This window comes from Burkholderia sp. FL-7-2-10-S1-D7 (assembly GCF_001524185.1).
Lineage (GTDB): Bacteria > Pseudomonadota > Gammaproteobacteria > Burkholderiales > Burkholderiaceae > Burkholderia > Burkholderia diffusa.
The window spans coordinates 55170-81296 of the sequence record NZ_LOWY01000085.1; the positions used below are offsets into that span (position 1 = coordinate 55170).

Annotated in this window: 24 protein-coding genes, 1 tRNA gene and 2 pseudogenes; 8 read left to right on the forward strand and 19 right to left on the reverse strand. The window is 64.3% G+C overall.

The features are described from left to right. Window positions 1-86: 86 nt before the first annotated feature. The 6 genes from nusA to WS75_RS25470 all read right to left on the reverse strand — a co-directional run bounded on the left by nusA (window position 87) and on the right by WS75_RS25470 (window position 7662). Window positions 87-1562 (reverse strand): transcription termination factor NusA, encoded by a 1476-nt coding sequence (gene nusA, locus WS75_RS25445; protein ID WP_059467643.1) that lies wholly within the window; start codon window positions 1560-1562, stop codon window positions 87-89. After that, window positions 1562-2020: a ribosome maturation factor RimP gene (gene rimP, locus WS75_RS25450; protein ID WP_014897219.1), complete on the reverse strand. Its 459-nt coding sequence runs from the start codon at window positions 2018-2020 to the stop codon at window positions 1562-1564. The genes nusA and rimP overlap by 1 nt, the downstream gene beginning before the upstream one ends. Before the next feature lie 419 nt (window positions 2021-2439). After that, the gene (rluB, locus tag WS75_RS25455) at window positions 2440-4149 is read right to left on the reverse strand and encodes a 23S rRNA pseudouridine(2605) synthase RluB (protein ID WP_059684476.1); all 1710 of its coding nucleotides are present in this window, start codon (window positions 4147-4149) and stop codon (window positions 2440-2442) included. A 60-nt stretch (window positions 4150-4209) separates the two neighbouring features. After that, a complete protein-coding gene (gene scpB, locus WS75_RS25460) occupies window positions 4210-5232 on the reverse strand; it encodes an SMC-Scp complex subunit ScpB (protein ID WP_059684479.1) in 1023 nt (340 codons plus the stop codon). A 260-nt stretch (window positions 5233-5492) separates the two neighbouring features. After that, entirely contained in the window at window positions 5493-6695 is a 1203-nt protein-coding gene (locus tag WS75_RS25465) for a pyridoxal phosphate-dependent aminotransferase (RefSeq protein WP_059684484.1), read from the reverse strand. A 64-nt stretch (window positions 6696-6759) separates the two neighbouring features. Then, window positions 6760-7662 (reverse strand): LysR family transcriptional regulator, encoded by a 903-nt coding sequence (locus WS75_RS25470; RefSeq protein ID WP_059684487.1) that lies wholly within the window; start codon window positions 7660-7662, stop codon window positions 6760-6762. Between the two features lie 429 nt (window positions 7663-8091). On the opposite strand from WS75_RS25470, the pseudogene WS75_RS25475 reads away from it, so the two are divergent. After that, window positions 8092-8487, forward strand: a pseudogene (locus WS75_RS25475) (transposase); the annotation flags it as partial. Window positions 8488-8687: 200 nt separating this feature from the next. Then, a complete protein-coding gene (locus WS75_RS34745) occupies window positions 8688-8939 on the forward strand; it encodes a hypothetical protein (protein ID WP_059684488.1) in 252 nt (83 codons plus the stop codon). Window positions 8940-9120: 181 nt separating this feature from the next. Here the strand turns inward: WS75_RS34745 and WS75_RS25485 are convergent, their stop codons facing one another. Further along, on the reverse strand, window positions 9121-9438 hold the full coding sequence (locus WS75_RS25485) for a hypothetical protein (RefSeq protein WP_059510817.1): 318 nt from the start codon (window positions 9436-9438) through the stop codon (window positions 9121-9123). 157 nt (window positions 9439-9595) lie between these two features. On the opposite strand from WS75_RS25485, the gene WS75_RS25490 reads away from it, so the two are divergent. The 3 genes from WS75_RS25490 (at window position 9596) to WS75_RS25500 (ending at window position 11201) form a co-directional block, all read left to right on the forward strand. Further along, complete coding sequence (locus tag WS75_RS25490) at window positions 9596-10312, forward strand: YdcF family protein (protein WP_059684489.1); 717 nt, start codon at window positions 9596-9598, stop codon at window positions 10310-10312. Window positions 10313-10528: 216 nt separating this feature from the next. After that, on the forward strand, window positions 10529-10807 hold the full coding sequence (locus WS75_RS25495) for a hypothetical protein (RefSeq protein ID WP_059684490.1): 279 nt from the start codon (window positions 10529-10531) through the stop codon (window positions 10805-10807). Window positions 10808-10943: 136 nt separating this feature from the next. Beyond that, window positions 10944-11201: a hypothetical protein gene (locus WS75_RS25500; RefSeq protein ID WP_059608571.1), complete on the forward strand. Its 258-nt coding sequence runs from the start codon at window positions 10944-10946 to the stop codon at window positions 11199-11201. A 60-nt stretch (window positions 11202-11261) separates the two neighbouring features. Here the strand turns inward: WS75_RS25500 and WS75_RS34750 are convergent. After that, window positions 11262-11378 (reverse strand): annotated as a pseudogene (locus WS75_RS34750) (putative quinol monooxygenase); the annotation flags it as partial. On the opposite strand from WS75_RS34750, the gene WS75_RS33860 reads away from it, so the two are divergent. Beyond that, entirely contained in the window at window positions 11334-11669 is a 336-nt protein-coding gene (locus tag WS75_RS33860) for a hypothetical protein (protein ID WP_156429884.1), read from the forward strand. The pseudogene WS75_RS34750 and the gene WS75_RS33860 sit on opposite strands and share 45 nt — an antisense overlap. Window positions 11670-11916: 247 nt before the next feature. Here WS75_RS33860 and bamC read toward each other — a convergent pair whose 3' ends face one another. The 3 genes from bamC to WS75_RS25515 form a co-directional block, all read right to left on the reverse strand. Next, a complete protein-coding gene (bamC, locus tag WS75_RS25505) occupies window positions 11917-13125 on the reverse strand; it encodes an outer membrane protein assembly factor BamC (RefSeq protein ID WP_059684491.1) in 1209 nt (402 codons plus the stop codon). A gap of 142 nt (window positions 13126-13267) precedes the next feature. Continuing rightward, window positions 13268-13344: transfer RNA gene (locus WS75_RS25510), tRNA-Pro, on the reverse strand. A 171-nt stretch (window positions 13345-13515) separates the two neighbouring features. Continuing rightward, window positions 13516-14229 (reverse strand): class I SAM-dependent methyltransferase, encoded by a 714-nt coding sequence (locus tag WS75_RS25515; RefSeq protein WP_059684492.1) that lies wholly within the window; start codon window positions 14227-14229, stop codon window positions 13516-13518. A 398-nt stretch (window positions 14230-14627) separates the two neighbouring features. Between WS75_RS25515 and WS75_RS25525 the strand changes: the two genes are divergently transcribed. Both WS75_RS25525 and WS75_RS25530 read left to right on the forward strand, forming a co-directional pair. Next, on the forward strand, window positions 14628-15440 hold the full coding sequence (locus WS75_RS25525; RefSeq protein WP_257129452.1) for a tyrosine-protein phosphatase: 813 nt from the start codon (window positions 14628-14630) through the stop codon (window positions 15438-15440). A gap of 362 nt (window positions 15441-15802) precedes the next feature. Further along, a complete protein-coding gene (locus WS75_RS25530; RefSeq protein WP_059684499.1) occupies window positions 15803-18013 on the forward strand; it encodes a hypothetical protein in 2211 nt (736 codons plus the stop codon). A 78-nt stretch (window positions 18014-18091) separates the two neighbouring features. Here the strand turns inward: WS75_RS25530 and WS75_RS25535 are convergent, their stop codons facing one another. The 8 genes from WS75_RS25535 to thrS all read right to left on the reverse strand — a co-directional run bounded on the left by WS75_RS25535 (window position 18092) and on the right by thrS (window position 25977). Continuing rightward, a complete protein-coding gene (locus tag WS75_RS25535) occupies window positions 18092-18508 on the reverse strand; it encodes a MerR family transcriptional regulator (RefSeq protein WP_059684500.1) in 417 nt (138 codons plus the stop codon). Window positions 18509-18569: 61 nt separating this feature from the next. After that, window positions 18570-18956, reverse strand: a complete 387-nt coding sequence (locus WS75_RS25540; RefSeq protein WP_034190156.1) for an integration host factor subunit alpha — start codon at window positions 18954-18956, stop codon at window positions 18570-18572. 72 nt (window positions 18957-19028) lie between these two features. Continuing rightward, on the reverse strand, window positions 19029-21458 hold the full coding sequence (gene pheT / locus WS75_RS25545; RefSeq protein WP_059684501.1) for a phenylalanine--tRNA ligase subunit beta: 2430 nt from the start codon (window positions 21456-21458) through the stop codon (window positions 19029-19031). 96 nt (window positions 21459-21554) lie between these two features. Next, window positions 21555-22568, reverse strand: a complete 1014-nt coding sequence (gene pheS, locus WS75_RS25550; RefSeq protein WP_059608580.1) for a phenylalanine--tRNA ligase subunit alpha — start codon at window positions 22566-22568, stop codon at window positions 21555-21557. A gap of 149 nt (window positions 22569-22717) precedes the next feature. Continuing rightward, complete coding sequence (gene rplT / locus WS75_RS25555) at window positions 22718-23077, reverse strand: 50S ribosomal protein L20 (protein WP_004192938.1); 360 nt, start codon at window positions 23075-23077, stop codon at window positions 22718-22720. 30 nt (window positions 23078-23107) lie between these two features. Further along, window positions 23108-23305 (reverse strand): 50S ribosomal protein L35, encoded by a 198-nt coding sequence (gene rpmI / locus WS75_RS25560; protein ID WP_004191477.1) that lies wholly within the window; start codon window positions 23303-23305, stop codon window positions 23108-23110. 190 nt (window positions 23306-23495) lie between these two features. Continuing rightward, window positions 23496-24020 (reverse strand): translation initiation factor IF-3, encoded by a 525-nt coding sequence (gene infC / locus WS75_RS25565; protein ID WP_071734130.1) that lies wholly within the window; start codon window positions 24018-24020, stop codon window positions 23496-23498. A gap of 49 nt (window positions 24021-24069) precedes the next feature. Then, window positions 24070-25977, reverse strand: a complete 1908-nt coding sequence (thrS, locus tag WS75_RS25570; protein ID WP_059608581.1) for a threonine--tRNA ligase — start codon at window positions 25975-25977, stop codon at window positions 24070-24072. Window positions 25978-26127: the final 150 nt, after the last annotated feature.

A 26127-nucleotide genomic window follows, 5' to 3' on the forward strand; every position in this document is an offset into this window, starting at 1 on the left:
CCTCTTAGTGCAAGGACCGATTCCTTGCGGTTAGCATCGGGTCAGGCCATAAGGCCGCCATCAAATCAGTGCGCCATGGTCATTTCTCACTGGAACCAGTGTTCACGTGCTTTCATGATCAACGCCTTAGCGGCATCCTCTTCCATCCCGGTCATGTCGACCAGTTCATCCACAGCCAGCTCGGCGAGATCGTCGCGCGTCTGCATGCCATGTTCGGCCAGCTTCGCGAGCAACTCCGGCGTCACGCCGTCGAGGCCCTTCAAATCCAGCGCTGCGTTTTCGACCTTTTCTTCGTTCGCGATCGCCATCGTCAACAGTGCGTCGCGTGCGCGGTTGCGCAACTCGTGCACGGTGTCCTCGTCGAACGCCTCGATTTCGAGCATTTCGTTGAGCGGCACGTAAGCGATCTCTTCGAGGCTCGTGAAGCCTTCGTCGATCAGGATGTCGGCAACTTCTTCGTCAACGTCGAGACGCGCCATGAACAGCGAACGCAGTCGATCGCGCTCTTCACCCTGCTTCAGGGCGGATTCGTCCGGCGTCATGATATTGATCTGCCAGCCGGTCAGCTCGCTGGCAAGGCGAACGTTCTGACCGCTGCGGCCGATCGCGACAGCCAGCTCGTTCTCGTCGACGACGACGTCCATCGAGTGCTTTTCTTCATCGACGACGATCGACTGGACGGCTGCCGGCGCGAGCGCGCCGATCACGAACTGGGCGGGATCCTCGGACCATAGCACGATGTCGATGTTTTCGCCACCGAGCTCGTTGCGCACGGCCTGCACGCGCGAACCGCGGATGCCGACGCAGGTGCCGATCGGATCGATCCGCTTGTCGTAGGCGATCACGCCGATCTTCGCGCGCACGCCCGGATCGCGAGCGGCTGCCTTGATCTCGAGCAGGCCCTGCTCGATTTCCGGCACTTCCATCTCGAACAGCTTCATCAGGAACTCGGGCGCCGTGCGCGAGAGTTCGATCTGCGGGCCGCGCGCGGTGCGGTCGACCTTCGCGATGTATGCACGCACGCGGTCACCCACGCGCAGGTTTTCCTTCGGGATCAGCTGGTCGCGGCGCAGCAGCGCTTCGACACGGCCCGATTCGACGATGAAGTTGCCCTTGTCGAGGCGCTTCACCGTGCCCGTCATGATCTTTTCGCCGCGCTCGAGGTAGTCGTTCAGGATCTGCTCGCGCTCGGCATCGCGCACCTTCTGCAGGATCACCTGCTTGGCGGCCTGCGCGCCGATCCGGCCGAACTCGATCGACGGCACCGGCTCCTCGATGAATTCGCCGACTTCGACGTCGGGCTTCTGCTCACGCGCTTCGAACAGCAGGATCTCGCGATCCGGCTCCTGCAAGCCTGCCTCGTCGGGCACGACGAGCCAGCGACGGAAGGTTTCGTGCTCGCCGCTTTCGCGATCGATATGGACGCGGATTTCGGCGCCTTCGTCGAACAGCTTCTTGGAAGCGGACGCGAGCGCAGCCTCGAGGGCGCCCAGCACCACATCCTTGTCGACGTTTTTCTCGCGCGCCAGCGCATCCACCAGCATCAACACTTCGCGACTCATTATTTGCGGCTCCTAAAGTCAACTTGCGGAATCAGGCGGGCTTTGTCGATATCGGCCAGCGTGAAATCCAGCATGGCTGCCTCGCCCTTCTTCCTCTCAAATTCCAAACCGATCGTTTCGCCATTCGGCGCGTGCAGAATGCCCCGGTACGTCTTGCGCCCGTCCAGCGGCTTTTTCAAGGTCACGGAAACTTCGCTGCCAGCGAAGCGCTCGAAGTCGGCCAGCTTCTTCAACGGGCGGTCGAGCCCCGGGGACGAGACTTCGAGCCGTTCGTAATCGATGTTTTCGACCGTCAAGACGTGCTGGAGCTGACGTGTGACCTTTTCGCAATCTTCGAGCGAGATGCCGGCAGGCTGATCGATATAGATGCAAAGCATGCCGCGCCCGGTGCGCTCGAGATCCACCAGCTCGTAGCCGAGCCCGGTGACCGTGGTTTCTATCAGTTCCGTCAGTTGCACAGTGTCCTCTCAGGTGTTCGCGCCCGCCGCTCGCGATTCACCCGCGGGCGCGCGCCTTAGCCGGCGCAGGAAGCGCTACCCGAGATGCCTAACCGTTTCAGCAAAAAAAAATGGGCGGAACGCCCATCTTCTTACTGGTGGTCGCACCTGAGCCGCACATTGAATCCGTACGCCCAGCGACTCCGCGATTATAGCGATTTTTGGCGCAAACGCCAAGCCAGCCGGTAAAAGCAGCGCCCAGACCGCCTTTACCGACCAAAAATGCGAAACCGGACTGTCCGACCAGGCGGCACAATCCGGCAGCGCGATATATATACAGTCAAAAGCAAACCGCGCAAGGCGAAGTGCCGACCCGCCCGGACTCACAGCGATATTGCCGGCACACCGGCGGCTTCACGCCGCCGGCCGCCCGGAATCGCTCAGCGACTGCGCGAGCGACTACGCTGCGGACGCTGGCCGCCGCGCGCGCCACCACCGCCGTTGCCGGCGCCTTCGGTGCGGTTGCCGTTGGGATTGCGATTGCCGCCCTTGCCGCCGCCGCGCTTGCCGGCCGCGCCTTCACGCTTGGGGCCGGCGCCATACGACGCGCGATTGCCATCGACATCGCGACCACCACCCGAGCGGTTGCCATAGCCCGACGGCGAAACCGGCAGGCTGCCGTAGCCGCTCAGGCCGGGCAAGCCCGGGGCGCCACGTCGACCGCCACCGCGACGCGGCTGATCGAGCTGACCATGCGTGGTCAGCACCGGCTCGCGGCTGATGAAGCCCATCGATGTCTGCATCGGATCCGGCTGGCGGCGCTCGGCCTGCCCGCCACCACCACGCTTGCCCTTTTCCTCGGACGGCGCCTTCAGGCCGACGGTCGCCATCAGCTTGCGCACCTGCGCTTCGTCGAGCTCTTCCCAACGACCGCGCTTCAGGCCGCGCGGAAGCGGAATCGGACCGTGACGGGTACGGATCAGGCGGCTCACCATCAGACCGGCCGCCTCGAACATCCGGCGCACTTCGCGGTTGCGGCCTTCTGCCAGCGCGACGTGATACCAATGGTTCGTGCCTTCGCCGCCGCCGTCGCGGATGCGCAGGAAGTTTGCCGGACCGTCATCGAGTTCGACGCCGTGCAGCAGCTTCTGCCGCATCCCTTCGGACAGTTCGCCGACGACACGCACCGCATACTCGCGCTCGACGCTGTAGCGCGGATGCATGAAACGGTTTGCGAGATCGCCCGACGTCGTCAGCATCAGCAGACCTTCGGTGTTGAAGTCGAGACGACCCACCGCGAGCCATTTCGCCGTCTTCATCGGGGGCAGGCGATCGAACACCGACGGACGACCTTCCGGATCCGCGTGGCTGACGATCTCGCCTGTCGGCTTGTGGTACAGCAGCACGCGCGGCGGCTTGTTCGGCAGCTTGCGCTTGACCGGCTTGCCGTTGATGCGGACCTGGTCGGTCGGCATGATGCGCTGGCCGATGTGCGCGGGCTCACCGTTCACCGACACGCGGCCGGCGACGATCAGCTCTTCCATTTCGCGGCGCGAGCCCATGCCCGCTTCTGCGAGCACCTTGTGGAGCTTAGGCGCGTCGTCGTCCGGCGACAGCACGCGCTTGTTCGTCGGCTGGGTGCGGCCGCGACGCAGCATCGGCGCACGTACGCCGCTGCCGCCCGCCGAATTGTCCGCATCGAACGCCGGCGACGTCACATAGGCGAACAGGTCGTCCTGCGACGCTGCGTCGCCGTCGGCCTTCGCAGCGACGCCCTCGGCCTTCGCCGAACCGCCGCGCCGCCCCTGGCCGCCTTGCGCGCCCTGGGCACCCTTGGCCGCACCTTCACGCTTGCCGGCCGGCTTGCGGCCGCCCTTGGCCGCGCCTTCCTTGCGCGGCGCGCGTGCGGGCTGAGCTTCCGCAGCCGCGGCCGGCTGCGCGTCCGCGCCCTCGCCGCCCTGCGACTCGCCATCGCCCTTCGACTTGGCCGCCGCGCGGCGGCGCGCGATCAGGCTGCGCGGGCCGCGCCGCAGCCCGCGGCGGGGACGCTCGTCACCACCCGTGGCCGGAGCATCCTGCTCCGGCGCATCGTCGGCACGCGCGGCCTGCACGGCAGGCGCGGACGATTCAATATCGTGGATATCAGTCAAAACAACCTCAAAATGTCAGGTCTCGCGCCCGGCTCGGGCGCGGCAAGAAGTCGGCCGCAATCAGGCGCGGCGCTGTTCGGGTTCTGCTTCGTCGTCCGGCAGTGCGTCGGCGCCGATGGGCGCGCTCGCACTGCGTACGGCATCGGCGAGGCTGTCGGACGTATCGTCCAGCAGCTCACCATCCGCGGGACGGGCGCGTGAGGCGTCGGCCTGGCCAGCCTCGCCCGGCATGTGGCCGGCCGGTTCCGCTCCGTCTCCGGCAACCGCGTCGGCGGCCGCCTTGCGATCTTCCTCGTTCCCTTCCGCGCGCAGCGGCTCGGGCTGCACGCCGGCCGGCGCTGCGTCGGCGCCGTCCTGTTCCATCTGAACGCGATCAGCTCCCAGCGTATCGCGGTTCGCCATTTCCTGCGTCGACGTACCTTCCGCCGCGGCGTCGCCCGGCACTTCATCCGGCAGCATGTGCGGCACGTCGGCCGCCGCTTCGCCGGCTTCCGGCACCCCGTCCGCTACCGACGCATCGCCGTCGAAGTCCATCGCCTGCTGCGCGAGCAACGCGGCCTCGATGTTCGCGGCCGGCTCCTCGAGCGCCGGCAGGTCGTCGAGCGCCTTCAGGCCGAGATCGTCGAGGAACTGCTTGGTCGTCGCGTACAGCGCCGGACGTCCCGGCACGTCGCGATGCCCGATCACCTCGATCCAGCCGCGGTCCTCGAGCTGCTTCACCACCTGCGTATTGACCGTGACGCCGCGAATCTCTTCGATGTCGCCGCGCGTCACGGGTTGCCGATACGCGATGATCGCGAGCGTTTCGAGCACCGCGCGCGAATATTTCGGCGGCTTCTCGGGATGCAGCCGATCCAGATACTGGCGCATCGCCGGTTTGCTCTGAAAGCGCCATCCGGTTGCCAGCGCCACCAATTCGACACCGCGGCCGGACCAATCCTGTTTCAGATCTTCGAGCAACGTGCGGATCGTGTCAGCCGACACGACGTCGGCAAAGAGCTTGCGCAAATCACCGAGCTTCAGCGGTTCTTGCGCGCAGATCAAGGCAGTCTCGAGGACGATCTTCGCCTCTTGGGTATTCATGCAGCTAGGCCAGACCCTGTGGTCAAACGAACCGGATCAACAAACAGACGAAAGGAACGGAAGACGCGCTCGCCCGATTCTGATCGGTCATATTGATGGGAGCACGAACCGGGGGCGGCGAACCAACTTCAAGCCAGGCCCAAACCGGACGGAACAGCACGGCTCAACGACGGAACCGCGTGACTGAGCGCCATCTTACGCAAAATTGCGCGGTGCGTAAAGATGAGCCGAATGGCCCGCCGCCGCAGCGCCGTCCCGCTTCAACGCAGGCCCGCGCCGCGCGCGACGAACGCCCGCAAGCGCTCGACGCCCGCGTCGAGCCGCACCGGATCGCACGCGTAGCACCAGCGCACGAACCCTTCCCCCTCCGGGCCGAACGCGCGCCCCGGCGCCAGCCCAAGCCCGGCCTCGCGCACCAGCGACTTGCAAAACGCGAGACTGTCGTCCGCGCCCGGCAAACGCAGGAACAGGTACATCGCGCCCGGCGGAGGCGGCACATCGACGCCCGGCAACGCGCGCAGCGCGGCAACCAGATGGTCACGTGCGCCACGCAGCGCCGCAACGAACGACTGCACGAACGGCTCGCCGTCGCGCAGCGCGACTTCCCCCGCGGCCTGGATAAAACCCGGCGCGCACGACGTGTTGTATTCGACCAGCTTCGACAGATCGCCCATGATCGACGCCGGCGCGACCAGCCATCCGAGCCGCCAGCCCGTCATCGCCCAGGCCTTGGAGAACGAATTCACGACGATGACCCGCTCGTCGCGCGACGTGATGTCGAGAAACGACGGCGCGCCGTCTGCGCCGAACGCGAGCCGTTCGTACACCTCGTCGGCGACCACCCAGATGCCGTGACGCCGGCAATGCGCGAGCACGGCCCGCTGGTCGTCACGGGACATCACCCAGCCGGTCGGATTGTTCGGCGAGTTCACGAACAGCATTCGCGTGCCGGGCGTCAGCGCCGCGAGCAGCCGGTCGATGTCGAGCCCCCAGCCCGCATCACCATGGCGGAGCGGTATGCACTCGACTTGTGCACCGAGTATTTTCGGGATTTCAACGAGGTTCGGCCAGAGCGGCGTGACCGCGACGACGCGATCGCCCGGGCCGACCAGCAGCTGCGCGGCCAGCATCAACGCGCTCACGCCCGAACTCGTCACGGCGATCGCATCGGCCTCGGTCGCGCCGTGACGCGCGCTCACATAGGCCGCAATCGCGTTGCGCAACGATACCGTGCCGAGGTTGTGCGTGTAGAAGGTTGCGCCGTCGCGCAGCGCAGCGGCAGCCGCGTCGCGAATGAATGCCGGCGTCACGCGATCGGATTCCCCGAACCAGAACGGCAGCACGTCGGGCACGCCGAAGCCCGCGTTCGCGACTTCCCTGATCAGCGACGGACGCAGCGCCTGGACCGCGCTGCGTGCCGTCGGCTCACCCGTCGCCGGGCCGACATCTGCGGAATGCGTCATCGAGCACCGCCACCGAGGAACACGATCCACGCAGTGTACCGGTGTGCGCGCCGGATCAGCCCCCTCAATCGAGGTCTTCCGCCCGCGCCGGCATCTGGCGCGCGAGTTCCCAGATCGCCTGCGCGGCCGGCGACAGCGACCGGTCGCGACGGCGCACCAGCTCGACGGTGCGCTCGGTACGCGGCGTCAGCGGCCGCGCAACCAGCGACGATCCCGCCGGCAGCGGCAGCGACAGCCACGGCTGCACGCTCACGCCGACACCAGCCTCGACGAGCGCGAATACCGTCGCCGAATGCCCGAGTTCCTGCATGACCGTCGCGTTCACCCGATGGGCGGCCAGCGCGGCGTCGATCAACGGCCGGCTTCCGGACGCGTGGTCAAGCAGGACGAGGCGCTCGCCGTCGAGCGCCGTCCAGGGCACCTCGGCCCGCGCCGCGAGCGGATGATCGGCGCGCGCGACCAGGCAGAACGAGTCGGTCATCAACGGTTCGCAAACGAGGTCCGCAACGGCGAGCGGCCCGATGACCACGCCGAAATCGACCTCGCTCGACTTCACCTTTCGCAGCACATCGCTCTGCACGTCGTCGCGCAGGCCGAGCGTGACGAACGGAAACTGGCGCTCGCAGGCCGCGACGACACGCGGCATCAGTCGGCACGCGATCGTCGGACTCGCGGCGACGATCACGCGCCCCCGCCGCTGCTCGCCGATCTCGCGAATCTCGCGCAGCGTGTCGTCGAGATCGCCGATCAGGCGGGACACGCTCGCGATCAGGTTCACCCCGACGTCGGTCAACTGCACGTCGCGGGTCGTCCGGTCGATCAGCTTCAGCCCGAGCTCGGCCTCGAGTTCGCGCACGCAACGACTGACCGCAGACTGCGTGAGTCCGATCTCGTCACCCGCGCGACTGAAGCTCCGCAGCCGCGCAACCTCGATGAATACGCGAAGCTGGCGCAGCGTAACGTTCATCTCCTCACCTCATCAATCGTCGATACCGATGCACGATTTTAATGCGCGAATCGGCTTCGATTTGCGAATCCGGCACCGGCCACCCATGTCTCGCTGCGGTGCAATATGCGCGGAAACGCACGTGGCACGGGCGAGTTGCACAAGATTGGTGATTGTCCTGATTTGCTGGCGGGTTATTTTGGCGTCTTATACGCCCCTAGCTGACTGAGCCGTTAGCCCGCTGCCAAGCGGCTTTCGAGGGAATCGCCTCCGACATGGCACGCATCGTGCTTTACCTGACGCACAGGGCGCAGGTTTAGTCGGACGGAAGGCAGAAACGCCGCTGCCGGTTAACCGGACGCCCCCACCCGGCACTCGACGCTCGAGTGCTTGAAGAGTGCGCGGCGCAGGGCAGCGCACCGGAGTTAGCTTCGCTGAGGTGAGGACATGATGCTGTTCGACGATTTGAGAGATAACGAGTGGGCGCTGGTCGAAGGTCTGTTTTGCTCGGAACCCGCACGCAGTGAACGGCGCGGCCGTCCCCGCGTGGAGGCCCGCGCGGTGGTAAACGCCGTGCTGTGGGTACTGTCGACGGGTGAAGGCTGGTCAAAGCTGCCAGGTCGCTATCCGTCGCCGCCGACCTGCCGCCGTCGCTTCGACGAATGGCAGGCAGACGGTACGCTCGCCGAAATCGTCAAGCGCCTCGGCACGAGCGGCCGCCAGATCTCGCTGCGCGGGCGCATCGGGGCAAGCGCGGCGAAGCCGCCTGCACCGCCGAGCCGCGACCGGTTGCGCGGCGCCTTCTGGACCAATCCGGAATCCTGGCGCGCCCCCGTGAAGATGGCGTAACGCATGCTCGATCGGGCGGCTTCGGCCGCCCGGCTTCTTTCGGCGCCAAGCGCGCTTTGCGCGGCGCCCGCGTCGTCGATCACCGCTGTCGTGCCGCGATACATCTATTTACTATTATTTACAGCAAGCCTGCACTCCCGCGCTTACCTTAGCGACATATCAACAAGCCGCGTCGATGGCTTGAAGGGAGCCCCGCCATGAAACCAATGTCACTGCTCGTCGCATGCGGCATTGTCATTTCGTTGGCGTCGACCGCCCCCGCTCACGCCGACGATCGCACGAAGCCACCGCACCGCCAGCAGGATCACCGAAACACCCCGCGCCCGCAACCGCCCGCCACGCCGCTCAATCGGCAGACCGTGCCGCGCGGCGATTTGCGCGGCGACATCGCCAGCAACGCGCGTGCGCGCATCGGCTCGCAACCGACGGACATGCCGCGTCATCCGTAGTCCACAGGATTTCGTCAAAGAAAATTCCCGAATTCGGGAACTGCTCGGCATACGACAAGTCACATCCGTTGCCATGAGCACAGCGTGGCAACAGCAAAAAGTATCCGGTACGCCCGTATCCTCGCGATACGGGCTTTTTTTTGAGTGCCGCCGGCGACGGCGCGAGGTCAGGAGTGTGCCGCTACAGGCGGCTTTCGAGAATCGCCACGGCGCTCGCTTCGCTTAACGCGTAGTCGTCCATACGGCGATCGGTCCAGGAAAGTAATTTTTCGTCGCGCTCGAGTCGCGCGCATTCGGCCCGACCACTATCGGTCAGCACCGCGATGTCGACCGGTGCATGGAAACCCGGCGCGGGGGCAACCGTCTTCTGCCTGACCGTGTCCATCAGCCCCAGTGACCGGAGATACTCGAACACGCCCGGGCGGCGCGCCCACGGTACCTGGCGGTACTGCACTCGTCTCAATGCGTCGAGCACCGCTTCGTTGGAATACGTGGCCATCTCGATTCTTTCTTAAAGTGCAGCGACAATGCGAAGCGGCGCGCCGGGCGGGAGTTCCACCCGCCGATACCGCCACCGATTCTGGGGGCTGACGTTCGGCTTCGCGTCAGGGCCGGATCGTCAGCCGTCCATAAAAAGACACCATACCCCAATCAAATTGATTCTGTTCGATTCATTTGTACTTCTCTTCATCGGTTTCATGTTCTTCCGCAAGCGGCGAAAACTCATCGCGATCGTCAGCGTCGCGCTGCTCTGGCTGCTCGCGACAGGCTGGCTCACCGCGCCGCTCATCGCATGGACCGAGGCGGGCGTGACGCCGGTCGAGCACCCCGACATGCACGGCCGAACCACGCTGATCATCATCGGCATCGGCACACGGCGCAGCGACACCGGCTTGCGGCCGCCGCCCGACGGGGAAGCACGCATCCGCACGACCGCGGCGCTCTACCGCACGTGCCGCGAGCAGGCCACCCGTTGCACCGTGGTGATGTCGGGCGGCGACCCGCAACATCACGGCGAAACCGAGGCGGCCGTCTACGGACGCCTGCTGATCGCGGAAGGCGTCGCTCGCGACGACCTCGTTCTCGAGCCGAACAGCCGCACCACCTATGAAAATGCGAAATTCACCGCTTCTATACTACGCTCACAACATGACGACTCGCGCATTCTCGTCGCGTCGTCCTACCAGATGCGCCGCGCATTGCTCGATTTCCGCCGCTTCGGCATCGATCCGCAGCCCGTTTATTCCACCCACCGGCGCGCGCAAACGGGCTGGCTTCCCCGCTGGCAGAACCTGGAAGACGCGGATCTGGTATTGCACGAGTTGATCGGCATCGCGCAGTTCCACGTCTACCGATGGCTCGGCTGGTTCTGATGGCAACGCGTGCAAAAACGACGGCGCCCCCCCCCTGGATGGCATGCGCATGACGGAATGCACGAAGTGTTGCGCGACTTCAACGGGGCCTTGCGCTGCACGGCGATCCGGTGCACATTGATCCGTCACTTTTGTTACACTCGACACGCACTCGATTGCAGTCGCCAGACAAAACGGCAACATTCGGGTTCATCACCACTTAGCGGAGGTAAAGCAATGAAGAAGACGTCCCTGGCTATTCTGGTCGCGATGTCGGCGCTGACTGGCGCAGCGTATGCGCAAGAGAGCACGCAAATCCAGACCATCACCGACCCGGCCAAGATCGCCGAGATCGAGCAGCGCGCACAGGCACTGCAACAGCAGCAAGCAGCCGAGGCTGCACAGCCGGCGGCGCAGGAAGAGCACCATGCCAAGAAGGCCGCTCACCACAAGGCAGCGAAGAAGGCTGGCAAGAAGGCCGCCAAGGCCGCTCCGGCAGACGCTGCCAGCCAGTAAGTTCGGCGGCACCGCACAAGCGAAAGGCCGAATCCGGGCAACCGGGTTCGGCTTTTTTGGTTGCGGCGCCTGCGCGCTGTGCTAAAGTCGCGCACCGAAATTTTCCACCCGTGCGCACCCCGGTGCGGAGGACAGCATGAGCAACATTCAACTCGACATCGAGTGGACCGAAGCAGCCACTCGCAAGATCAAGCAACTGATGCCGCGCGGCTCGGAGGACGCCTTCCTCGCGCTGCCGCCGATCGAGTGCCTGCCGATGGAGGGCGACGTGCTGTTCCTCGGCCCGCAAGGCAAGCAGCAACCGTTCATCGTCGCCGAACGCCAGTATCACCACGACGGCGACGCCGACTGGACGATCATCCTGATTCTCGACGTACCCGACACGTCGCACTGACGCGTCGCGGCGGCCGGCAACACGTCCGGCCGCACCACCCTGCTCACGCGAGCTTCGACACACACGGATCCCGGGCCGATCGATCCAGTCCAAGGCTGCTTCGCGACGAGCCGGAATGTGCGCGGAACGCGCATGCGCGGCCAAAGCGACCTCGCCGTCGCGGCGCTCGACGAACACGCGCCAACGCCGCCAATTCAGAAAAGATTGCGAATCAGCGAATCCAGCACCCGCCGGATCGCCATGCCTCGCATTTCGGACGCAGCAAAAAAATTGCCCGCGCTTCAGAAGAAGCGCGGGCGAAACCGTCGCCCTACGAGGATAGGCGACGGGGCCATCGAGACCCGCGCGCGGCGCGGGTCGTCATCGGTTACGCCAGCGCTCGCAGCGCTGGCATCTGAAGACGTCGAAACCGTTGTTCGGGCGCTCGCGACGCTCGCCCGGTCTCTGACGCCATCCTCCCTGTCCTAACGATTCCCACTTATAAAGCAGTTTGCGTGCCAGGTGCACTTTCGAAAACAGGCCATTGATCCATAAGGATATTTTTCGTGGTCACGACGATGTAACACCCGTTCTGCCGCCGTAACGCGCGAGTGTTACGTAACGTCACGAGAGAGGGACACGAACGTCCCACACACGCCAGAATCGGCAGGCGCGCGCGACCATAAAAAAAGCCCGCCGGAAGGCGGGCTTTTCGAAGAGCGGGAGCGTACCGCGATCAGCGCAACTGATTCACGAGCAGCCCCATGATCTGCCGGGCCGGCCCCGACGTATCGATCGCGCCCGAGTCATCGACGACTGCCACACGCGTCTGGTCAGGCGTCAGCGCCTTCACGTTGACGCGATACTGCTTCGCCTGCTTTTCCTTCTTGCCGTGGAACAGCTGGCTCCAGAAGCCCTGCTCGGCCGAGCTGAGATCCTTCGGATCGACATAACGCACGAAAAACAGACCCTTCGTGCGATCGCGATCGTCAACCGTGAAGTTCGCGCGATCGAGTGCGAGGCCGACATGCAGCCACGACCGGTCGTACGGCTCGCCGAGCGTGACTTCGGACGGCACCGCGGCCGAATCGACGTCGTTCGCTTGCGACGACGTGCGCGCGACGTTCTGCGCAGCGATTGCAGCGGCGGCGGCCTTCGATGCGTCGGTATCCGCCTTCTTGTCCTTCGGCACCGTGTTGTCGTTGATGTTCGCGATTGGCGGCTCGCCGTTCTTCGCGCGCTGCTCGTTCTGTGCGAGCACCGCCATCAGCCGCTTCAGGTATTCGGTCTCGAGCGCCGGATCGTTCGGCTTCGCTTCCCACTTGCTCGAATCGTTGTTCGCGCCGGTGATCGCCTCGCGCATGCCCTTCTGGCTAATGAACACGTAGGTGCCGCCGTTCGGCGCCGAATCGAGGCGCGTGCGGTACTTGTTGCGCTCGGCCGTCACGTACGAATTGCCCATCGCCTTGGAGATCACGCTGCGGATCAGGCCGTCGTTGATCTGCGGATGGGTTTCGTTCCAGTCGGTTTCCATCACGCCCTTGTCGCGCTGGTCGACGACGAGCAGGAAGCCCTGCTCCTGCCAGAAACGGCGCACTTGCGGCCAGATGTCGGCGGGCTTCTTGCCGTCGATCACGAGCCAGCTCTCGGTGCCATCGCGCTGAATATGCATGCCGGTCACGGCGGGCGCGACGGTGTCCGTCACGGGCGCCGCGTGCTGAACCTGCTGAAGCGCGGACAGGGAAGTCGCGCCGCCCTGTGGCGGCAGCGAACGCTGATCGGCCGTCTCGTCGAGCATGTTGGGCGGCACTGCGAGCGACGCTTCCTTCGATTTCGAATCGCTCTTGTAGTCCACTTTCGTGGGCGACGACGTACCGCAACCGGCAACGAGCGCGCCGGTGGCGAGCACTGCAGCAAACCGCATGGTAAGACGAAGATCAGTCATGTTCGGGGAATCCTCTTCCGCTAAATCACGGCGCTTTCCGTGGATCAACCTTGCATTTTACCGGGGCCGCGCCGGGATGTGCAAAAAAGCGACCGGCAAGAAAAAACCCGCGCCAGCCTGAACTGACGCGGGTTTTTTTGTCTGGTCGGGGCGAGAGGATTTGAACCTCCGACCACCTGCACCCCATGCAGGTACGCTACCAGGCTGCGCTACGCCCCGAAAGAAAAAAATTATAACAGACAGTTCGCCGGTTTAGAACGGGTCGCATGCATTTTGTGCATATTCCTGCGAAATTTTTTGCGACATGACCAAACGGGACAAGACGGCTTCGATACGGGCGGCAACGTGCATCCCGCTCGTCGCGCTCCGGCCATGCGATCCGCCGCATGCTTACCGTCGACGCGCGACACAGATGACCGTGAGGCCCGCCACCCGGTTGAACCGGAACATCGGTAGCTCGGCTCGGCAGATCAGCTTGAGCAAACCGTTGACGACCGGATGGTGCCGGCGCAACTGCGACGCGGGTTCGCGCGGTTGCCGACGCGCCCGCTCGCTCAATCGCAATGCCGCCGCGAGCGGGAACGTGAGGCCGAAGTAATACGCGCTGCGCTCGACCTCCAGCCCCGCACGACGCGCGACGTCTTCGAGACCGGCGAGCGTATACCTGCGCTTGTGTTCGAGAAAATCGTCATGCGCGCTCCAGAGGAACTGAAACGCGGGAACCGTGATCAGGAACCGGCTGCCCTGCGGCGCCCCCGCCACGTAGCGGGCAAGCAACCCGACATCGTCGTCGACGTGCTCGAGGACATCCATCAGCAACACGAGATCGGCATCGAATCGATCGACGGCACGGCGAAAATGGACGGGCTTGCCGGCCGTCTCCCCGTCGGTATCGTCGGCATAGCTCGTATCGACACACCATGCTTCCGTCGCCCGCGTGCGCTCGAGCAAATGCTTCGAAAAGAAACCCGAGCCGGCACCGACGTCGAGTATGCGGTTCGCGTCCGACGTGCCCAGAAACCGACGGATCGCGCTCGCCTTCGACGCGTAGTACCAGTGATCGCCTACATCCGCGCCCAATACGTCGAGCTCCTTCAGATCCATGACGCCTCCCCCGTGTCGGCCACCATGCTTTGATCCATCCAGCCACTGACGCCGATCTTACCGCGCCGCCGCCGTCGCACGTACGGCAAGTTGCGCGATTCGCACGGGCAACCTGTGTCGCGCCTTAATCGAAAAGGACGATGGCCGATTCGTCGCGGATCGCTACCGTGCGCTTGCCCGGCGCGAGATCAACGCGCACGGCACATCGTCCGACTGCATGCCGATCGATATCGCACATCTGCGCTTTGCCGCGCTGCGCGACACGCCGGCGGCTGTTTCGATCGCAACGGCGGTCGCGACGTCCCGTCACCGTCTCAGACAAAGGCCAGTGAATGACTCAGAAAAACGACATGTCCCGTCGACACTTTCTCCGGCTGGGTGCCGGCACGATCGGCATCATGCTGGGAGACGCGTCTCTTCTGTCCGCGTGCGGCGGCGACTCGATCGCGGTCGCTCCCGTCACGACGCCCAGGCTCGCTTCGGCAGCGAACTTTCGCGACACCGGGGGACCGGACGGAACGGGCTATGCCACCGCGAGTGGTTCAGCGATGAAGAAAGGCATGATCTACCGGTCGTCCGCGCTCGCGCTGTCCGCGGCCGACCTCGCAACGGTCGATACGCTCGGCATCCGGCACGTGTGCGACCTGCGCACGACCGCGGAGATCCACGCGCAGCCGGATGTGCCATTGGCCGGCGCCACCTGGCAGAACCTCAACGTGCTCGGCGTCGCCGGTATTGGTCCGCTTCCGACCGATGGCGCGACTGCCACGGCCTTCATGCAGAGCATGTATCGGGCGTTCGTGACGTCGGAAACGGCACGGGCGAGCTTCCACACGCTATTTGCCGGCTTTGCCGCGTCCGGCGGCAACCTGGTCTTCCACTGCACGGCCGGCAAGGATCGCACCGGCTGGGCGACGGCCATTCTGCACACGATTCTCGGTGTCCCGCGGCAGACGATCCTCGCCGACTATCTGCTGACCAACATCTACAGCGCGTCGGAAATCGCCGCTTATGTCGCACAGGCGCGCAAGAGCGGCGGGCAGGATGCAGCCGACATGATGGCCGCGCTGCAGGGCGCGCAAGCCGCCTATATGCAGGCGGCATTCGATCAGGTCGTCGCGTCATACGGCTCGATGGCGTCGTACATCGATAATGGTCTGCAGTTGGATCAGACGACGCAGAATGCAATCCGGCAGAGCATGCTGGTCTGATCGGTCCGCAGGCAGGCGGCAATAGCGCTGGCGCGTCCGTCACCCCCGCCCGCCGCCTGCACCCCGGATCGGACACCGCCTTCATCCGGCATGTACCTCGCGTCAGCCAACGCCGACGCCGGGTTTGCCGATCCGGCGCAACGCGCGCCGCCCGCTTCGGCCGCAAAACCAAACGAGCGTTTGATTTTTCCGCCCCGCCGCCGCGAATCCATTGTCCCGTCGCGCGCCGGCCGGTCCTGCCCGGCCGCCCGCTGTTTGGTTACGCCGCTCTAGCACGCTATGCCACACTGCACGGCATCGACGTCCGCGCCGCGCATCGGCCGCGCGCCCTCGTCGAGCACGACAAGACATGGAGACAGACGATGCGGAATGCGGTCCGGCGCGGCCATCGCACGCCTTTGGCATTTTTCGACTGGATGAGCGGCCCGCGACGCGCAGCCGCGTCGGTTTCACTTGGCACCTCTCGTGCGCTCGGCTGCGGCGCGCTTGCGCTCGCGCTGCTCTGCGCCGGCTGCGCGGAACCGGGCGCGCAGCGCGACGGAAACGCGTCGGTCTCGTCGACGAAGATCGAGCGCACCAAGGCCGAACGCCTCGCCCGCGAACAGCAGATCGCCCGCACGGTGCCGTCGCTCGCGTCGCTCAGCCTCACGCAGCCGCGCCCGTTTACGCTGCGCGACTCGGGCCAGAACGGTGCGATGACATTCCTGCGCGATGTCGATTTCCGTATCGTCAACAACCTTGGCTTCTTCATCCATCAACTGTCCGCGACACTCGTGCCGACGCAGGCCGGCGCACCGATCGTGTTCGACGATCCGACGAGTTTCGAGATCGACGTGCACGAAGGCACGGTCACGCTCGACAACGCGAAGCTGACCGCCCTCTTCAACACGTACATCTTCGGTTACCGCAACGCGCCGCTGCGCAACCTCGCCGTATCGGCAGGCGACGGCGTGATCCATCTGCAGGGCGAGATGCAGCGCGACGGCTGGGTGCCGTTCTCGCTGACCGGCACGCTCACGATTCGCGACGGCAGCCAGCTCGTATTCCACCCGACCGGCGTGCGCGTGTCGGGCATCAACGCGCAGCCGGTGATGCGTGCGGCCAACGTGAAGATGGCCGATCTGTTGAAGATCGAGACTCCGATCGCACGGCTCGCCGGCGACGACCTCGTGATGTCGGTCGACAAGCTGATGCCGCCGCCGCGGCTGAAGATCCGGATCACCGCGCTGCGCGTGACGCCGGCCGGCCTCGACCTGAAGCTCGACGACGGCTCGCACGCCGGCTTCGCGCTGCCCGCGAACGCGCCGCAACAGGCGATGTACATCCGCGGCGGCGACGTGAAGTTCATGCGCTCGATGCCGATGAACGCGGACATCCTGATCAGCCCCGTCGATCCGACGAAGCGTGACCAGAATTTCGTGTTCGACCTGTATCACTATCGCGACCAGGTATCGGCCGGCTATTTCAATTTCGACGAAAGCGGCGCGATGGCGATCCGGATGCCGTCGTACGCGGGCCCCGCCAGCGGTGCCGCGCTCGGCAACACGGCTGCTCGCCTGAACGACAGCTTCCTCGCCGCGCAGCAGACTGCGTTGCACGACTCGCGCCAGCACTGGGAAGCGTTTGCACTCGCGGCCGGCGCGACGCAGCCCGGCATGCAGAAAGTTGCGATGCGGCGCTCGTCGGCCATCCCGTTCAACGAACGGCACGTGTCGAACCGCAATCCGACGATCCATCTGCACAATGTCGACTTCAACCTGTCCGGCGACATCGGCTTCCACGTCGAGGATCTCGACGTCCAGCTCATCGCGAAACGGCCGGGCGAACCGGTCGACCTCGACGATCCGAACCAGTACGACATCCGCATTCTCGGCGGGACGGTCGTCGAATCGTGGAAGGCGATGTCGGCGCTTTTCAACAACTACCTGCTCGACTACTCGCCGCGCTCGCTGAACGACCTGCAGTTGAGTGCGGATGGCCAGGACCTGCGCGTCCAGGGCGGCATCAAGCTCTGGAATCACGTGCCCGGCGTGTGGCTTCCGACCGACATGAAGGGCTCGCTTTCGGTGCTCGACGACCGGCACCTCGCGTTCCGTCCGTCGCAGGTGTCGGTGCTCGGCATCCCGCAGGCGAAGCTGCTGCGCTCGCTCGGCATCGAGCTCGCGTCGCTGACGCCGCTGCAGCGCCGCGGCGCGGAACTGCGCGGCGACACGCTCGTGCTCGACCAGTACACCGTCTTTCCGCCTCCCGTGCTGAACGGCAAGCTCGGCCAGGCCACCGTCGAACGCGACGGACTACGCCTGACGTTCCGGCGGGTTGCCGACGCCCCCGCGCCGAAGCGGCCGCAGATCGACGCACCGAGCTACATGTGGATGGAAGGCGGGGACATGAAGATGTTCAACGTGCTGGAGCTGAACGTGCGCGCGCTGATCCGGAACTCGGCCGAGGCAGGCCCGATGCGCTTCGACCTGTACGGCTACCGCAGCCAGGTCGCGCAAGGCTCGGTGCGGATGCTGCCGGATGGCACGCTGGTCGTCGACATGGGCAAGCCAAATCCGCTCGCGTCGCGCTGATCCGGGCGGGCCCGCGTGCATGAAAAAAGCCCGGTGGCACTTCGCACACCGGGCTTCATATCGATCCGAGCGTTGTGCTCAGTCGTGCTTAAGTCCGTCGATCACGTCGAGGAGTGCCTGCCGCAGCGCGATCACGTCGACCGTTGCCCCCGGCTTGCCCGATGCACGCGCATCGGCTGCCACCACGTCGGGCTCGACCGGTGCGCCGGCAGCAGCGCGCTCGCCGCTCGGTGAATCGAGCCGGTTGCGTGCCCCGTTGATCGTGAAACCCTGTTCGTACAGCAACTCGCGAATCCGCCGGATCAGCAGCACTTCGTGATGCTGGTAATACCGACGATTGCCGCGCCGCTTCACCGGCCGAAGCTGAGTGAATTCCTGTTCCCAGTAACGCAGCACATGCGGCTTGACCCCGCACAATTCGCTGACTTCACCGATCGTGAAGTAGCGCTTCGCGGGAATCGGAGGCAAGACGACTTTTTCAACCGTAGTGGTCATCGTCGGTTAACCGTCGGTAAAGGGTGCGCGGCGGCCGCGCGGAGACGTCAGCGCGCGGGCGTTACTCCGCGCCGTTTTCGACCAGCGCCTTCAGCTTCTGGCTCGCGTGGAAGGTTACCACCCGGCGGGCCGCGATCGGAATCGCCTCGCCCGTCTTCGGATTGCGGCCCGGACGCTGCGGCTTGTCGCGCAGCTGGAAGTTGCCGAACCCCGACAGCTTGACGCTTTCGCCGTTTTCGAGCGCGTCGCGGATCACTTCGAAAAACGCCTCGACCATGTCCTTCGCTTCACGCTTGTTCAGCCCGACGCTGTCGAACAGCAGCTCTGCCAGTTCCGCTTTCGTCAGCGTCGGCGTCTCGGGGGACGCCGGCGCGGAAGCGTCGCGGTTCATGGCACTGCGTTGCGCCGTCAGGAGGGCTTCGAATTCACTCGAGGTCATGTCGTTCATATCTGCCATACAGCGCGTTAAACCAAAACTTACGATGGGGAAGAGCCGCCCGCGAGGGGGCGGCCCGTCTCCTTAGCCGCGCAGGCGGGCACCCGCACGAGCCATCCGCTCGACCAGCGTCCGGATCGCCTGATCGACGACCTCGTCCTGTAGCGTGCCAGCCGCGTCCTGCAGCGTCACGCGGAAGGCAAGGCTCTTCTCGTGCGCTGCGAGACCACCGGAAGTATTTGATTTTGCACGAAATTCGTCGAAGAGTACAACCTTCTGAACGAATCGGCACGCGTCTTCGGCCAACGCCTTCTTCATTTCGTCGAAAAGCGCCTGAACCTCGACCGCCTGATCGACCACGACCGCGATATCGCGCCGCACCGGCGGGAATTTCGACACGTCGGTCGGTGCCGGCAGCGCACGTGCGATCAGCGCATCCGCGTCGATTTCGAACATCACCGGCGCATGCGGCAGCTCGTACTTCTGCATCAGGCGCGGATGGAGCTCGCCGATCCAGCCGACCGCGCGGCCATCGACCTCGATGCGCGCGCTGCGGCCCGGATGGAGGGCCGGATGCTCGGCCTTCACGAAGCGCGCGGTGGCCGGCGCGAGCAGCGCCTCGAGATCGCCCTTCACGTCGAAGAAATCGACTGCGCGGGTCGCGACACCCCACTGTTCGTCGACCGCCGGGCCGTACGCGAGCGCGCCGACACGCTTCGGCTGCGTGTAGCCTTCGACGGTCAGTTCGCCGGCCTTCACCGACGGATCGGCGAGGAATACGCGGCCCGTCTCGAACACGCGAACGCGATCCGCGCGACGGTTCAGGTTGTGGCGCAGCACCGAGATCAGGCTGCCGAACAGCGTCGTACGCATCACCGACAGCTGGCTCGCGATCGGGTTCAGCAGGCGGATCGGGGTGTCGTTGCCGGCGAAGTCGTGCTCCCATTCCGCATCGACGAAGCTGAAGTTGACCGTTTCGGCATAGTCGCGCGCCGCGAGCGCGTGACGGATGTCGTGGATCGAACGTCGCGTCTCGTTGGTCGCGCGCATCTCGCTCGTTGCGACCGGCGGACGCGCCGGGATCTTCTCGAAGCCGTAGATGCGCGCCACTTCCTCGATCAGGTCTTCCTCGATCTCGATGTCGAAGCGGTGCGGCGGCGGCGTGACCAGGAATGCGTCGTCGTCACGCTCGAACGGCAGGCGCAGGCGCGTGAAGATGTTCGCGATCTCGTCGGCGTCGATCTTCACGCCGATGATGCGGTTCGCGCGCGACACACGCATCTTCACCGGCGCGCGCTGCGGCAGGTTCACCGCCTGGTCGTCGACCGGGCCGGCCTTGCCGCCGCAGATCTCGAGAATCAGCTGCGTGATGCGCTCGACGTGCTCGACGGTCGTCGCGTAGTCGACGCCGCGCTCGAAGCGATGGGCCGCATCGGTCGAGAAGTTGTACTTGCGCGCGCGGCCACGGATGCTGTCCGGCCACCAGAAAGCGGCTTCCAGGTAGATGTTGGTCGTGTCGAGCGTGACGGCCGTGCTGTCGCCGCCCATGATGCCCGCGAGGCTTTCGACCTGACGGTCGTCCGCAATCACACCGACCGTTTCATCGAGTTCGACCGTGTTGCCGTTCAGCAGCTTCAGCGACTCGCCGCGCTTGCCCCAGCGCACCTCGATGCCGCCGTGGATCTTGTCCAGATCGAACACGTGCGACGGACGGCCGAGCTCGAACATCACGTAGTTCGAGATGTCGACAAGCGCCGACACGCTGCGCTGGCCCGAACGCTCGAGGCGCTCGACCATCCATTGCGGCGTCTTCGCATGCGCGTTCACGCCACGGATCACGCGACCCGAGAAACGGCCGCACAGATCGGGGGCGGTGATGCGCACGGGCAGCGTTTCATCGAGTTCGACGCGCACCGGACGGATGTCGACCGGCGTCAGCGGCGCGCCGGTGATCGCGGCCGTCTCGCGCGCGATGCCGAACACCGACAGGCAGTCGGCCTTGTTCGGCGTCAGCTTGATTTCGAAGATCGTGTCGTCGAGATTGAGCGTGTCGCGAATGTCCTGGCCGACCGGCGTGTCTTCCGGCAGGATCAGCAGGCCGCTGTGGTCCTCGGACAACTTCAGCTCACGCGCCGAGCACAGCATCCCCTGGCTCTCCACGCCGCGCAACTTCGACAGCTTGATCGCGAACGGCTTGCCGCCCTCTTCCGCCGGCGGCAGTTCCGCGCCGACCAGCGCGACCGGCACCTTGATGCCGGGCGCCACGTTCGGTGCGCCGCACACGAGGTTCAGCGTCGCGCCGGTGCCGGCGTCGACCTGGCAGACATTGAGCTTGTCCGCATCCGGATGCTTGACGACTTCGAGCACGCGGCCGACGACGATCTTCGACGTCGGCGGCGCAGCCTTGCTCAGCGATTCGACTTCGAGCCCCGCCATCGTCAGCGCGTGCGACAGTTCGTCGGTCGTCAGCTGCGGGTCGACAAAGGTTCTCAACCAGGATTCAGGGAATTGCATGGATGTCTACGTTCGAAACAGGTTAGATCGGTGCCCGACCCCCGTCGGAAACGTCCGGCGGGGCGTGCGCAGGCACATGTCGGCGCGGCGCGTGCGTTATGCGAACTGGCGCAGGAAACGCAGGTCGTTCTCGAAGAACAGCCGGAGATCCTGCACGCCGTAGCGCAGCATCGTCAGGCGCTCGAGGCCGCTGCCGAACGCAAAGCCGATGTAGCGCTCGGGATCGAGGCCCATGTTGCGGATCACGGTCGGATGCACCTGCCCCGAGCCCGAGATCTCGAGCCATTTGCCGGCGTTCTTGCCGTGCTCGAACATCATGTCGATCTCAGCCGACGGTTCCGTGAACGGGAAATACGACGGACGGAAGCGCACGAGGATGTCGTCGCGCTCGAAGAATTTCTTCAGGAAGTCGGTATAGACGCCCTTGAGGTCGGCGAAGCTGATGTTCTCGTCGATCCACAGCCCCTCGACCTGATTGAACATAGGCGAGTGGGTCGCATCGCTGTCGACGCGATACGTGCGGCCCGGTGCGATCACCTTGATCGGCGGGCGGTTCATGCGCGCGTAACGCACCTGCATCGGGCTCGTGTGCGTGCGCAGCAGCAGCTGGCGGCCGTCGGCGTCCTTGCCTTCGACGTAGAAGGTGTCCTGCATCGAACGCGCCGGATGGTTCTCCGGGCTGTTCAACGACGTGAAGTTGTACCAGTCGGTCTCGATTTCGGGACCGTCGGCCACGTCGAAGCCGATCGAGCGGAAAATCTGTTCGACGCGCTCCCACGTGCGCATCACGGGGTGCAGACTGCCTGCACCGGCGCCGCGGCCCGGCAGCGTGACGTCGATCGCCTCGGCGGCGAGGCGCTGGTTCAGCAGCGCATCGGCGAGCGCCTGGCGGCGTGCGGTCAGCGCGGCTTCCACCTGCTGCTTCGCGACGTTGATGCGTGCGCCTTCGGTCTTGCGTGATTCGGGATCGAGCTTGCCGAGGCCCTTGAGCAACTCGGTCAGCGCACCCGACTTGCCGAGAAATCGTGCTTTCTCGTTTTCGAGCGTGGTGATGTCGGCAGCCTGTTCGAAGGACTGCTGCGCGTCGGCGACAATCTGGTCCAGATCCATAGATCCCATCATTTCCAACGTCATTCGGTCTTGGCGAGCGAAATCGCCCATCCAAACAAAAAAGGGGCTCGGAAGAGCCCCGTTTTCGCTGCAGCGGCCGAGACTACCGGAACGTCGCTGCAACTAACCACGCAGTGCTAATTTCGCAATTAGGCTGCAACGGCGGCTTTCACCTGCTTGACGATCGCAGCAAAAGCAGCCTTGTCGAACACCGCCATGTCGGCCAGGACCTTACGGTCGAGTTCGATCGACGCCTTCTTCAGGCCGTTGATGAACACGCTGTAGGTCATGTCGTGCTGGCGAACTGCCGCGTTGATACGCGTGATCCACAGTGCGCGGAACACACGCTTCTTGTTGCGGCGATCGCGGTACGCGTACTGACCAGCGCGCATCACCGCCTGCTTGGCGATGCGGTAGACGTTATTGCGACGGCCGCGATAACCCTTGGCCAGGTTGATGATCTTCTTGTGGCGGGCCCGTGCGGTTACCCCACGTTTGACTCGAGGCATGTTTCTCTCCTTGGAGTATCAGTTGAGGGGTTACGCGAACGGCAGCATTGCGCGGACGGAGTTCAGATCGGAATCATGAACTGCCGTTGCGCCGCGCAGGTGACGCTTGTTCTTCGTGGTTTTCTTGGTCAGGATGTGACGCTTGAAGGCTTGACCGCGCTTGACGGTACCGCCCGGACGCACCACGAAGCGCTTTGCAGCACTCTTCTTGGTCTTCATCTTAGGCATGACGAACAACTCCAGTTTATTTGATGGCGATGGGTGTGCGGTTGGCTTGCGCCCTTGACCCGCCCTTCGAAACCCAGTCCACTTGTGTACGGCAAACCGCTTGCGCAGTTGCCGTCATTGTTGGCGCGCCACCCTGACCGGGCGACGCACCGAACCACTTTCGAACCTGCGCGGCATGCGCGCGGGCCCGTTACTTCTTTTTCTTCGGCGAAAGCACCATGATCATCTGGCGCCCTTCCATCTTCGGCATCTGCTCGACCTGGCCGACTTCCTCGAGATCCGTGCGCAGACGCTCAAGCATCCGCATACCGATTTCCTGGTGAGCCATTTCGCGGCCGCGGAAACGCAACGTGATCTTCGTCTTGTCGCCTTCTTCGAGGAAGCGCACGAGATTGCGGAGCTTGACGTTGTAATCCCCGTCATCGGTACCCGGGCGGAACTTGACTTCCTTGACCTGGATGACCTTCTGCTTCAGCTTCGCTTCGTGCTGCTTCTTCGATTCCTGGTACTTGAACTTGCCGTAATCCATCAGACGGCAAACCGGGGGAACCGCTTGCGGCGCGATTTCCACCAGGTCAACATCCAGTTCTTCCGATTTACGGAAAGCATCAGCGAGTTTTACGATACCGAGCGGTTCGTTCTCGATCCCGACCAGACGCACTTCCGGCGCAGTGATTTCACCGTTGATGCGATGCGACGACTTATCAGTAGCGATGTTACGTTTCCTCTAAAAATTAAAAAAACGAGCCGCGCTGCCAGGGCGGTTACTTGAACGAGCGCAGGTCTTCCTGCAGACGCTCAACGAAGGCTTCGACCGGCATCACGCCAAGATCGACGCCGCCACGGGCACGCACGGCTACCGTTTGCGCATCACGCTCCTTATCCCCCACGACGAGGAGATAAGGCACCTTTTCCAGCGTGTGCTCGCGTATTTTATAGCTAATCTTCTCATTGCGCAAATCGGCCGTCACTCTAACCCCTTGTTTTTGCAACGATTGGGCCAGAGATTGCGCATATTCGGCCTGACTTTCGGCGATATTGAGCACAACTGCCTGGAACGGCGCGAGCCAGGCCGGCATCGCACCAGCGTGGTGCTCGATCAAAATGCCGAGGAAACGCTCCATCGAACCGACGATCGCACGGTGCAACATCACCGGACGGCGGCGGCTGCTGTCATCCGCGACATACTCGGCACCGAGGCGCTCCGGCAGCACCATGTCGAGCTGCAGCGTGCCGCACTGCCACGAACGGCCGAGCGCATCCTTGATGTGGTACTCGATCTTCGGGCCATAGAACGCGCCTTCACCCGGCAGTTCTTCCCACGTGAGGCCGCAGGCCGTCAGCGCGTCGCGCAGGCCCTGCTCGGCGCGATCCCACGTCTCGTCCGTGCCCGCACGCTGGTCCGGGCGCAGCGACAGCTTGATGTCGATGTGATCGAAACCGAAGTCCTTGTACACGCTCATCGCCAGCGTGTTGAACGCGATCGATTCCGAGATGAACTGGTCTTCCGTACAGAAGATGTGCGCATCGTCCTGCACAAAGCCACGCACGCGCATCAGGCCATGCAGCGCGCCCGATGCCTCGTTGCGGTGGCACGAACCGAATTCCGCGTAACGCAGCGGCAGGTCGCGGTACGAGCGCAGGCCGTGCTTGAACACCTGGACGTGACCCGGGCAGTTCATCGGCTTGATCGCGTAGTCGCGCTTCTCCGACTCCGTCGTGAACATGTTCTCGCGGTAGTTCTGCCAGTGACCCGACGCTTCCCACAGCGAGCGGTCCATGATCATCGGCGTCTTGATCTCGAGGTAGCCGGCTTCGTTCACGCGGCGGCGCATGTACTGCTCGACCTGCTGCCACAGCGCCCAGCCCTTCGGATGCCAGAACACCATGCCCGGCGACTCTTCCTGCATGTGGAACAGGTCGAGCTGCTTGCCGAGCTTGCGGTGGTCGCGCTTTTCCGCTTCCTCGAGCATGTGCAGGTATTGATCCTGGTCTTCCTTCTTCGTCCAGGCCGTGCCGTAGATGCGCTGCAGCTGCTCGTTCTTCGAGTCGCCGCGCCAGTACGCGCCAGCGACCTTCATCAGCTTGAAGACCTTCAGCTTGCCGGTCGACGGCACGTGCGGACCACGGCAGAGGTCCGTGAAGCCGCCGTGCGAGTACAGCTTGATTTCGTCGCTTTGCGGAATCGATTCGATGATCTCGGCCTTGTACTTCTCGCCGAGGCTGCGGAAATAACCGGCCGCCTCGTCGCGCGACACGACGCGGCGCGTCACCGGCTCATCCTTCTTCGCGAGTTCCTGCATGCGCTTTTCGATCTTTTCCAGATCTTCGGGCGTAAACGGGCGGTTATACGAGAAGTCGTAGTAGAAGCCGTTGTCGATCACCGGGCCGATCGTCACCTGCGCATCCGGATACAGGTCCTTCACCGCGTAGGCAAGCAAGTGCGCGGTCGAGTGACGGATGATGTCGAGACCGTCGGCATCCTTGTCCGTGACGATTGCGAGCGATGCATCGCGATCGATGACCGTGGACGTATCGACCAGCTCGCCATCGAGCTTGCCACCAAGCGCAGCCTTCGCAAGGCCGGGACCGATCGAGGCCGCAACCTCGGCAACTGTCACCGGATGCTCGTATTGTCGAACTGAGCCGTCAGGCAAGCGTATCGAAACCATAGCAATCTCCGTGATGCCGACAGTGGGCGGCAAACCAAGCACGCGATATCAAAGTCACGCGCGAAAATTTCGCGACAAAAAAAATGCGGCCCCGCTTTCGAGGGGCCGCATTCGATACTTCACTCAAACTGAAAGGGCGAAAACGTTCCT